11 protein-coding genes are annotated in these 10,457 nt (G+C 36.5%); 6 read left to right on the forward strand and 5 right to left on the reverse strand.

Features of this window, described 5'->3' with window-relative positions:
• Together DS885_RS09495 and DS885_RS09500 are read right to left on the reverse strand one after the other, a co-directional pair.
• Positions 1-401, reverse strand: a 401-nt coding sequence (locus DS885_RS09495; protein ID WP_147232347.1) for a TAXI family TRAP transporter solute-binding subunit, incomplete at its 3' end; no start/stop codon positions are given.
• Positions 402-605: 204 nt separating this feature from the next.
• The gene (locus DS885_RS09500; RefSeq protein WP_113819197.1) at positions 606-1,499 is read right to left on the reverse strand and encodes a LysR family transcriptional regulator; all 894 of its coding nucleotides are present in this window, start codon (positions 1,497-1,499) and stop codon (positions 606-608) included.
• Between the two features lie 125 nt (positions 1,500-1,624).
• Here DS885_RS09500 and DS885_RS09505 point away from each other — a divergent pair, with 125 nt between their 5' ends.
• From DS885_RS09505 to DS885_RS09515, 3 genes are all read left to right on the forward strand, one after another.
• The gene (locus DS885_RS09505) at positions 1,625-2,614 is read left to right on the forward strand and encodes a zinc-dependent alcohol dehydrogenase family protein (RefSeq protein ID WP_113819198.1); all 990 of its coding nucleotides are present in this window, start codon (positions 1,625-1,627) and stop codon (positions 2,612-2,614) included.
• A gap of 73 nt (positions 2,615-2,687) precedes the next feature.
• The gene (locus DS885_RS09510) at positions 2,688-3,482 is read left to right on the forward strand and encodes an SDR family NAD(P)-dependent oxidoreductase (RefSeq protein ID WP_113819199.1); all 795 of its coding nucleotides are present in this window, start codon (positions 2,688-2,690) and stop codon (positions 3,480-3,482) included.
• 201 nt (positions 3,483-3,683) lie between these two features.
• Positions 3,684-4,313, forward strand: coding sequence for a sulfotransferase family protein (locus DS885_RS09515; RefSeq protein ID WP_113819200.1), 630 nt, complete (start codon positions 3,684-3,686; stop codon positions 4,311-4,313).
• A gap of 17 nt (positions 4,314-4,330) precedes the next feature.
• Here the strand turns inward: DS885_RS09515 and DS885_RS09520 are convergent, their stop codons facing one another.
• Positions 4,331-5,065 (reverse strand): tRNA1(Val) (adenine(37)-N6)-methyltransferase, encoded by a 735-nt coding sequence (locus DS885_RS09520; RefSeq protein ID WP_113819201.1) that lies wholly within the window; start codon positions 5,063-5,065, stop codon positions 4,331-4,333.
• A gap of 170 nt (positions 5,066-5,235) precedes the next feature.
• Between DS885_RS09520 and DS885_RS09525 the strand changes: the two genes are divergently transcribed.
• Both DS885_RS09525 and DS885_RS09530 read left to right on the forward strand, forming a co-directional pair.
• Positions 5,236-6,339 carry a phosphoribosylaminoimidazolesuccinocarboxamide synthase gene (locus DS885_RS09525; RefSeq protein ID WP_113819202.1) on the forward strand — a complete coding sequence of 368 codons (1,104 nt, stop codon included), beginning with the start codon at positions 5,236-5,238 and terminating at the stop codon, positions 6,337-6,339.
• A gap of 67 nt (positions 6,340-6,406) precedes the next feature.
• On the forward strand, positions 6,407-6,595 hold the full coding sequence (locus DS885_RS09530; RefSeq protein ID WP_181817747.1) for a DUF2897 family protein: 189 nt from the start codon (positions 6,407-6,409) through the stop codon (positions 6,593-6,595).
• A gap of 47 nt (positions 6,596-6,642) precedes the next feature.
• Here the strand turns inward: DS885_RS09530 and bamC are convergent, their stop codons facing one another.
• Positions 6,643-7,761: an outer membrane protein assembly factor BamC gene (gene bamC, locus DS885_RS09535; RefSeq protein ID WP_113819204.1), complete on the reverse strand. Its 1,119-nt coding sequence runs from the start codon at positions 7,759-7,761 to the stop codon at positions 6,643-6,645.
• The gene (dapA, locus tag DS885_RS09540; protein ID WP_113819205.1) at positions 7,758-8,639 is read right to left on the reverse strand and encodes a 4-hydroxy-tetrahydrodipicolinate synthase; all 882 of its coding nucleotides are present in this window, start codon (positions 8,637-8,639) and stop codon (positions 7,758-7,760) included. The genes bamC and dapA overlap by 4 nt, the downstream gene beginning before the upstream one ends.
• A gap of 308 nt (positions 8,640-8,947) precedes the next feature.
• On the opposite strand from dapA, the gene DS885_RS09545 reads away from it, so the two are divergent.
• Entirely contained in the window at positions 8,948-9,799 is an 852-nt protein-coding gene (locus DS885_RS09545) for a tetratricopeptide repeat protein (RefSeq protein WP_113819206.1), read from the forward strand.
• Positions 9,800-10,457 lie beyond the last annotated feature (658 nt).

Here is a 10,457-nt window from a genome sequence, read left to right on the forward strand (position 1 = left end):
ACTTTTTTACCTTTTAAATCTTTAATAGATTGTATATCTGAATCAGCAGGTACAATGAATTGAACGACATTCGGATAAAGTGCAAATAAAGGCGCAACATCCATTTTACGAGGGAAAGGTTTTACCCCTTCACTGGCTTGTAATACCACATTGCCCATAGCAATACCGGCCAATTGTTTTTTAGCAGCTACTTTAATAGTATTTTCAACAGAGGCTGCAGTTACTTCTGCACGCATATCAAAATCATCAATATTTTCACTCCAGATTTTAGCTAATATACCACCCAGAGGATAATAGGTACCACTTTGACTACCAGTACCTATAGTGTAATTTTCTGCTAATGCATTAAAAGAAAATAAACATGCTAATCCTAAAATGCCATTTCTTATTGTTTTATTCATTTTGATAACCTCATTCCTTGTGCATAGTTTTGTTATGCCTTTGTTAGTCTCATGTTACTGCAAAAGAGTAACATTTAACGTCCTACAGACAATGCTTGACTTCACAAACTATGATTTAGCAATCATTATTGAATAATAACTTTCAGTTTCAAGGTTAAAAATTACACAAATTATGCCATATTAATTAATAAGTTACCGTATAAGCTACAATTCCCACGCATTATTATTCTCAAAATGTTGTTTGCAGTAGTCGATAAATGCCCTCACTTTTGGTGCAACTTGACGAGAACTAGGATAGATAGCCCAAATAGAGGTATCTGAAAGTAGCGGGTAATCTTTTAATACTTGAATTAGGCTACCATCAGCTATTTGTTGATGAGCTATCCATTTTGAGCAAATAGTTACCCCTAAACCATTAATGCAGGCATCTCTGATGGCTTCCCCATTATCAGCACTTAAATTGCCCTTGGCTTTAATGTTTAATTCACTTCCATGATCATCGAATACCCAATGATCTAACCCGGTTAACGTTAAACATTGGTGCTGCTTTAAATCATTTGGGTGTTGTGGTTCACCATTTTCTTTTATATAACTAGGTGCTGCACAAATAATACGTTGGTCACTAGTAAGTTTACGCGCGATCAGGCTCGAGTCTTTAAGCTTAGAATTACGGATAGCAATATCGAATCCCCCCTCAACTAAATCCACAATAGAATCAGATAATTTTAAATCTATGGTTAAGGCTGGATTATTTTTTAAAAACTCAGTTAATGCGGGGATCAGGTGAATTTTACCAAATGAAGCAGGTGCAGAGATACGTAAACGACCTTGTAAAATATTGGCTTCATTACTGAGTGAGGCTTTAGCCGATAATACACTTGCAATCACATCTTCTGCGTAGGGTAAAAATGCTTTCCCCTCTTCGGTCAAAGACACTTTACGTGTTGTTCTATGGATCAACCTTACTTTTAAATTATCTTCTAGTTTATTAATATGATTACTTGCAACAGCAGCAGAGAGTCCGAGAGCTTCTCCCGCTGAACTAATATTATTGGTATTTGCAATTCTTACAAATAGTTTTAAATGTTCAATATTCAAAACAACACGCCTTATTATCAACAAAAAGTATAAAGTGATTCATTATATTCCAATATTATCAAAATAGTTAGTTGGTAATATACTTATTTCACTTACTAGACATCTACCAATAAAGGGTGAACATTATGAAAGCAATGATATTGAATAATTACGGCGAAAAAGCAGTATTTGAAAAAACTGAAATTGCACAACCAGCAGTAAAAGCAGGCCATGTTGTTCTTAAAGTTTCAGCGACGAGCATTAACACAGTCGATACTATGATCAAGACTATGGGTGAAGCATTAGGTGGATTATCACCTGCATTACCAGGTCTATTAGGAATGGATTTTGCTGGTACCATTACTGAGGTTGGTGAAGGTGTTGAAAATTATAAAGTAGGTGATGAAATTTACGGTTGTGCCGGTGGTTTAGCAGATTTACCAGGTGCATTAGCAGAATACATGCTTGCGGATGCAAACTTAATCGCACTGAAACCTAAGAACCTGTCAATGCGTGAAGCCGCTGCACTACCACTTGTTGGCATTACCGCTTATGAAGCGTTGCAACGCGCACAAATCTCTGCAGGTAAAAAAGTACTAGTGCATGGTGGTTCAGGTGGTGTTGGTCACCTTGCTGTTCAACTTGCTAACTACTTTGGTAGTGATGTTTATTCAACGGGTGGCGGCGACAAACAAACCTCTTTAATTGAAAAATTAGGTGCGACTGCAATTGATTATAAAATAGAAAAAGTAGCGGATTATGTTGAAAAACACACTGGCTCAACTGGCTTTGATATTATTTTCGATACCGTTGGCGGTGAGAATCTTCTGAACTCTTTTGAAGCGGCAGCCTTAAATGGTCAAGTTGCGACTACCACTACTATGTTGTCGTTAGATTTACTACCTGCACACATGAAAGGTTTGTCATTACATGTAGTGTTTATGCTAATTCCAATGTTACACAATGCTAAACGTGAAGAGCACGGTGCCATCTTAGCTGAGTTAGCTAAGATAGTTGAAGCAGGTGGTTTAACACCAGTATTAGACGAAAACCGTTATGCATTTGAACAAGTTGGTGATGCGTATGCACGTTTAACCAGTGGTCAAGGCATGGGTAAAGTCGTTGTAGAAATTTAATCTCTAACTTATTTTACTTTTACAGCTAACCCATAAAATATGGGTTAGCTTTTCTCATATTAGGGGTTCTATTATGCATAAGACAATCTTACTGACTGGTGCAACAGATGGCATTGGTTATGAAACAGCTAAAAAACTTATTGAGTTAGGTCATCATTTAATTATCCATGGGCGTAGTTCTGAAAAGCTAGCCAATACTAAAAAGCAGCTTTTAGCATTATCGGATCAAGTTAAAGTTGATACTTACATTGCAGACTTATCTAATCTTGATGCTGTTAAAAAATTTGCCGCTGAAATTGTTGAGAACTACCAAAAGATTGATGTACTTATTAACAATGCAGGTGTGTTCAAAACCAATCAAACCAAAAATGCACAAGGCTTAGATGTAAGGTTTGTGGTTAATACCATCGCGCCTTTTTACTTAAGTAATGCCCTTGCTCCGCTATTAGGCGAGAACGGTCGAGTTGTTAATTTATCATCTGCAGCTCAATCCCCGGTGAATATGTCTGCCTTAATGGGTAAGCTTGACCTTGACCATATGCAAGCTTATTCACAAAGTAAGCTCGCTATTCGTTTATGGTCTGAATCTTTTAGAAAAATTGAAGGTAATCCTATCTGTATTTCTGTTAACCCAGGCTCTTTATTGGCAAGTAAAATGGTTAAAGAAGGTTTTGGTATTCCAGGTAGTGACTTAAGTATTGGTGCAAACATCATTACTAAAATTGCCCTATCTCCTTCAATGCGTCAACATAATGGCCAATATTTTGATAATGACCAAGGTCATTTTCATGAAGGAATTACCACTGATGCGCACCAACAGATGGCACAAGAATTAGTTGAATCTATGCAATCCATTATCAGTGCATAGAACACCTAATTTAATACCTACTGATATCATGAACATGACTCAGTAGGTATTGATTCTTTCAAATCTCTATTTACAAAAAAGCACACCCACTAAATCATCACCTATGATTGCTATTATTCTATTGCAATAAAGTGTTACTCTTCAATTTATACCTGTTAATCATTAAATAACGATCCCATCCATACCTGTTAGAGAGTTGCATTGAGTAAAATATTTATTATCGGCCTACCAAGAACTGGCACCACTAGTATTAGTGTCGCTTTTTTAAATCTAGGGTACAAAGTGGCGCATACCGCTTTTACCAAACAATCTTTTGTGTTGGCCGATGTTGTAACCGATTGCCCTTGTTTTTCAGATTATCAACAGTTAGATAAACTGTTTCCTGGTGCACGATTTGTCTATTTAACTAGAGACTTAACAAACTGGTTACCCTCGGTACAAGGTTTACTGAAGAAAATGTTACCGAAACTAGATACCAATACAGGTGACTTTAGTCCTGTTTTAAAGCGATCTTTTAATGAGACCTTTGATTTAACATCACCTGATTTGCTGAATGAACAACATTTGATTGACTGTTATCAAACGCATCAGCAACAGGTGCTTAGCTATTTTGCAGGACGGACAAACTTTTTATCCATTGATATTAGCGAAACAAATAGTTATTCGCAGCTCTGTGAGTTTTTAACTATTCCCCATGCGCTAGAGGACACTTTCCCTCATGTTAATAAAGGTCAACAAGTTGCCCATTGGAAAGCAGTTAAACATAGTAACAAGATAAGTAGTTTTTGTGCCGGACCTGACCACCGCCAGTTCTTAGAATATAATACCTAATCATTCATCAATAAAGATTACATTTTCAAATAAAAGTCTTTAGTCAATGTAATAAACGCGTCGCTAAACCCCTCACCTTGATGAATGAATAAGGACGTTTGTTGTGTTGTTATGGCAACATCTTGATCCGCTTTGGTTAACTCAATAAGTAAACGAGACACTGGTTTTTTTTGTGTTGTGTACACTTTAGTTAAACGAGACACCGCAAATGGACATTCTTTTTGTTGATTAAAGTGATTAAGTAACTCGATAAAAGCAAAACCTTCAGTGGCGGGTAAAATAAAACTAGCTTTTCCGCCCTCTTCTAGAACTTGGTGACAATCATTTAATAAACGTTGATGGGATAAACTTTCAGTATGCCTAGCTAATGCTCGTTGAGTTTGTTGTGACCGCTCTCCATTATTAAAATAAGGTGGGTTACAGATCACCGCTGTAAACTGTATTTTTTTATTAACAAAACGCTGTAGTGAACACATTTCAATCATTAAACGTGTTTTCCAAGGTGATTGCTCACAGTTACTTTTTGCGGCGTTAACCGCATTTATTTCTATGTCGATGCCAGTAATCAACGCATCGGAATTGCGCTGTGCACACATAATACTTAACAGTCCCGCCCCACAACCTATATCTAATATTGTTTCAGCTTTTTCAATATTTGCCCAAGCCCCTAATAAGATACCATCTGTACTTACCGGCATACCGCATTCGCTGGTATCAATATGAAATTGTTTACAGGTAAAACCTTTCGACATGCACAACACCCTTTGTCTACTTTTATCAATTTAGTAATGCTTAAGAAACAGGTATTATACTGATATAACACCATTTTGGCATGAATACTCACAGTGAATCTGTTATCATTCGCGCCTTATCATTTCTTGCAGAAGTTTCTGCTCACTTTGACTTTTTATAGGATATATTTATGAGTCTTGCCGACAAAGTATTAGCTGTAAACAACGACTTACCAATTCGTACAGATCAGCCAGTCCACAGTGGTAAAGTGCGTTCAGTTTATTGGTTAACAGCTGAAGATAGCCAACGTTTAATTGAAGAAAAAGGCTATGATGTTGCCGCTGATGCCCCATTAGCGATCATGGTTATCAGTGACCGTATTTCAGCATTCGATTGTATTTGGCATGGTGAAGGTGGCATGAATGGTGTACCGGGTAAAGGCGCAGCATTAAATGCAATATCCAACCATTGGTTCAAATTGTTTAAAGAGCAAGGCTTAGCAGATAGCCATATTCTAGATATACCACATCCGTTTATTTGGATCGTACAAAAAGCTCGTCCAGTTATGATTGAAGCTATTGCACGTCAATATATCACTGGTTCAATGTGGCGTGCTTATGATAATGGCGACCGTGAGTTCTGTGGGATCACCCTGCCTGAAAACTTACAAAACAATATTAAATTACCAGAGTTATTAATCACGCCTTCTTCTAAAGGTATTTTACGCGGTATTCCTGGCGTACAAGAAGTAGATGATGTCAATGTAACGCGTAAAAACATTGAAGATAACTTTGCCGCTTTCAACTTTACTGCTAAAGAACATATTGCAGATTATGAAAAGTTACTTAAAGAAGGTTTTGACTTAATCAGTGGTGAATTAGCTAAACTTGATCAAATCTTTGTTGATACAAAATTTGAGTTTGGTTATGTTACTGATAAAGCAGGCAATGAAAAATTAATTTACATGGATGAAGTAGGTACACCTGATTCATCCCGTATTTGGGATGGTCCTGCTTACCGTGAAGGTAAAATTGTAGAAAACTCTAAAGAAGACTTCCGTCAGTTATTATTATCACATTTCCCTGATCCAGATATTCTACTGAATAAAGATCGTATGGAAGAGCGTTCAGCGTTAGCAAAATATAATGCATTACCAGAAGAAGTATTAATGCAAATATCTAAAACTTATACTGGCATCGCTGAAAAGATCGTTGGTAAGCCGATTGTATTATCGGACAATCCAAAACAAGAGATCATCCATATTCTTCGTGAGCAATACAATTTAATTGATTAGTATTAGATAATCGAGATAATATCAGCAGGACTTAGTTCCTGCTTTTTTGTACCTTAAGGTTATGTTTATGTCTATTGGTTGGGTTATTTTTATCATTTTTTTAGTGTTAGCTATTATTCTTAGTAATCTTTTGTTACTTAGGAAAAGTGCCAAAATGAAAGTGCCAGATCACGTATTAAAAGCGATTAAAGAGAGAGAAGCTAAGGAAGCAGCCGAAGCTGAAAAAGAATGTGAAGATAAAAAAAAGCCTAAGTAAAAACTTAGGCTTTCGATTTAGTTATTAGAGGAGTTGAACCCAATCCACTAAAGTGGTTTTGTTTGACTCTCTTTATCTAAAATAACATTACGTACATTATCCGTAATGCTCAAATATAACTCTGTCACTTGCTGATTAGTTAATGGTTTCTTATCTTCATCTAACCAAGTAATAGAGGTATCGCCACCTACTAATTCACCAAGTTGAACAAAGTACTCGCCACCTTCAAGTGTGATCGGGTTAAGCATATTCTCTTGCCAATACTCTTCATCTTGTTCAACAAAGCGTACTAAGAAATAACCTAAGTTTTTATCACTATCAACTAGCTTAAAGCTCATTGTACTGAGTAATGATGGAAGTTTAGCCCATGTCTCTAAGAACTCCGCATCTACAATCCAAGCTGTTTGATGATTATCATCAAAGCCTAATTTAATTGGCAATGGACGATTATCAGCAACTTGCTTTGCTTCTATTTGTTGTTTTAAATTAGCAAACTGCAGCATTTCATTGATAAAGCGAATTTCTACATTGCGTTTAGCACGACCTTGTAAAGTATTTTGTACTTGGTAGTCATCGTTTTTTTCTTGATAACTTTGTGCATCTACAACTAATGAAACACTGTGGTTGTCTGGTGCAGTCTCAATGGTTAATTGATACTCGCCCTCTTCCAATACAGTACTTTTACTTAAACTACCGTAAGTACGCTCACTTGTTACTAGCCCTGAATCAATAATAACTGGTGACTGTGACTGTATGTTAGGTGTTGCATTTTTATAGGCTAAGTATTCAAGCGCTAAATCAACTACTTTTTTAGTGTGATCATTATTTTGCTTAAAAGTATTAAACCAAACTTTAGTTTCTGTCTTGCTTGAATCTAAGATCACGCCATCTAATACAGCCATTAGTTGAGCAGGAGGACGCACGTCGACGTCCTTACCTTCTAAACCTAACGCCGTTTGTTCAGCAGTTAACGGTTTGATATCAAACACAGTTCTTTGCTCAACTTGTGGCACATCGCCATGGTCGTATTTGTTGATTAATTCCACGTCTTGATAATCAAATTCACCGCTTGCTTGTGTTCTTGTTTCAAAACGTGCGCAACCAGCAACAACAGAGGTTAAAATAACAACACTGGCTAGTTGGGTTAATGCTTTATTTTTATTCATGAAAGTAATTTTGCTTCAATTAATGCATTACGAACAACTGGTTGGAATTGTTCAGATAATGTGGTCAAGGGTAAGCGTAATGTAGGAGTTGGAATTAACCCTAACTCCGCACAAGCCCATTTCACCGGGATTGGATTCGCTTCATGATATAAATTTGTGTGGATCGGCATAAGTTGTTCATTGATTGCTAATGCTTGCTCGGTTTCACCAGCTAAAGCATGGTCACACATTTGTGTCATTTCTGCAGGTGCAACGTTAGTTGATACAGAGATAACGCCGTGTCCACCTTGTAACATAAAGTCACAACCCGTTGCATCATCACCACTGTAAAGTACAAAATCTTCCGGTACTAATGCTTTGATATCAGCTAAACGTTGTAGGTCACCCGTTGCTTCTTTAATACCAATAATGTTTGGTATCTCAGCTAAGCGAGCTACCGTTTCAGGTAACATATCAACAGCCGTTCTACTCGGCACGTTGTACAGAATTTGTGGTAATTCACAAGACTCAGCGATTGCTTTGAAATGTTGGTATAAACCTTCTTGAGTTGGTTTATTGTAATAAGGAGTTACATTTAAACCAGCAACAATACCGCTGTTAGTGAAAAGTTTACTTAATGCAATGGCTTCTGATGTTGAGTTAGCCCCGTTACCTGCAATAACAGGGATACGGCCAGCAGCATAAGCTATTGTTCGCTCAACTACTTTAACATGGTCATCAACACTGAACGTTGCCGATTCTCCTGACGTACCTACTGCTACAATGGCTGCCGTCTTTGATTTGATATGAAACTCTACGAGTTCTTTTAATGCAATATAATCAATTTCGCCAGTCTGATCCATTGGTGTCACGAGTGCTACAATACTACCTGTTAACATGTAAATGCTCCTTTTATTGAGCGTGTAATGTTACTTTTGCAAGCCTTTAAAAACAAGAAGAAAAACAAACAGATTACTACTCATCTCAAATAATCAACAGTTTCTGATAATCACAGCTTAAATTGATGATTTATTAACCTTAAATTGCTTCAAAGAGCGTTAATATTTATTTAACAATTAAATGAATCATAGTTAAGCTTAATTTAGCGAATATGATACATGTTGTGACCTACAGACACCTTAGATCTTGATGAGTTTCATTCTTCACGTATTATTGGCTAAAATTATTTAAAAACAATGAGGTAAATATGCAAGCTGATATCTTTGATGTCACAGTTCAAGACTTTCAAACAGTGGTTGCTGAAGGCTCAAAAAATAAACCTGTGCTTGTGGTCTTCTGGTCTAGCCAATGCAATATCTGTAAAACGTTATTGCCCGCCCTAACCCAACTCCAACATGATCATGCCAATGGTTTTACTTTAGCCAGAGTGAATTGCGATACCGAACACCAGATCACACAACATTTTGAAATTAAAAGTGTGCCAACGGCATATATGTTTGTAAACGGACAAGGTGTTGATGGTTTTGCCGGCGAACAAACACCTGCCTTTTTGAACGACTTCATTAATAAGCATTTACCCGATCCAGCATTAGCTTTATTAACTGATGCACAAACGTTATATGCCAAAGGTGAGTTAACAGAAGCAAAAGCGACTCTTTTACAAGCGCAAACAATAAATGATCAAGATAGCCAAATTAAACTCGCATTAGCACAAGTTTACTTAGGTCTAGGTGAATTCGAAAATGCTAAACCGATTTTAGCTAACATTCCTGTAGAACAACAAAGCATGCTTTACCATAGTCTTGTATCAGAACTTGACCAAGCTAAACGCTCTTCACAAACACCTGAAATAACGGCATTAGAAAACGCGTTAGAGACTGCACAAGATAAGCAAGCGGTACAATATCAATTAGCCTTGCAGTACCAATTAGTAAAACGTTACAAAGAAGCACTTAATTTTTTATTTACCGTACTATCTACTGATTTAGGGTACGATAATGGCGAAGCAAAAAAAATAATGTTAGATATTCTAGAAACCACTGACGATAAAGCGTTAGTGTCTGAGTACCGCCGTAAACTATATAGTTTGCTTTATTAGGCTTGTATGTGGTCAACATTTCCCTTGGTGACCACACTTTTTTATCAAGTTTTCATTAAATAGCCTAACTTTATAACCTCATTGAAATTACTTAATGGTCAAGTATCAACATTTCAATATATCTTTATTCGCCAAGTGATCTGCTTAATATTGATAACACCGTTATGGATAAGATGACCAAGAGATAACTATAAAGATAGCTTTGATAAGATTAGTTTTTGGCGATCACAATTTATTGCCGATGGCAGTGCATGTGCAATAGTGCAATGGTGAAATGGTGCAATCACTCATTTAACCCTAGCGACTGCAAATACAATGTTTTAGCCGCCCTTTGATGATATTACCCATGCCCCTATTGATTCTTAAAGAGACTCCACCGTTAAATATTTATTGCAACAGGTATTGGGTTTATCGGCGTGTTAATTGTTTTGAGACCCGAGCAGTTTCTTTGGGCTGCTAGGTTATAAGCATTAAAAAACAATAGAGAATTCCTCAATCTAACATTATTTAATTTATTTCATGATAAATAGTCATTTATGTTGTCCAATTTTTATCTTAATAATTTCAATAACATAATTTATATTAAACAAGGACAACAGATGAAATTTTTAAAATTATTTTCATTTTTAGTATTAACAACATTAACAGGATGTGAAGT

It is taken from the genome of Psychromonas sp. B3M02, from assembly GCF_003318165.1.
In the GTDB taxonomy this organism is placed as follows: Bacteria; Pseudomonadota; Gammaproteobacteria; order Enterobacterales; family Psychromonadaceae; genus Psychromonas.

Bases quoted from the DNA above. Each gene is read 5' to 3' on its own strand.
- dapA (WP_113819205.1), bottom strand. From the start codon at position 8,639: ATGTTAACAGGTAGTATTGTAGCACTCGTGACACCAATGGATCAGACT.
- DS885_RS09505 (WP_113819198.1), top strand. From the start codon at position 1,625: ATGAAAGCAATGATATTGAATAATTACGGCGAAAAAGCAGTATTTGAA.
- DS885_RS09530 (WP_181817747.1), top strand. From the start codon at position 6,407: ATGTCTATTGGTTGGGTTATTTTTATCATTTTTTTAGTGTTAGCTATT.
- DS885_RS09520 (WP_113819201.1), bottom strand. From the start codon at position 5,065: ATGTCGAAAGGTTTTACCTGTAAACAATTTCATATTGATACCAGCGAA.
- bamC (WP_113819204.1), bottom strand. From the start codon at position 7,761: ATGAATAAAAATAAAGCATTAACCCAACTAGCCAGTGTTGTTATTTTA.
- DS885_RS09525 (WP_113819202.1), top strand. From the start codon at position 5,236: ATGAGTCTTGCCGACAAAGTATTAGCTGTAAACAACGACTTACCAATT.
- DS885_RS09510 (WP_113819199.1), top strand. From the start codon at position 2,688: ATGCATAAGACAATCTTACTGACTGGTGCAACAGATGGCATTGGTTAT.
- DS885_RS09545 (WP_113819206.1), top strand. From the start codon at position 8,948: ATGCAAGCTGATATCTTTGATGTCACAGTTCAAGACTTTCAAACAGTG.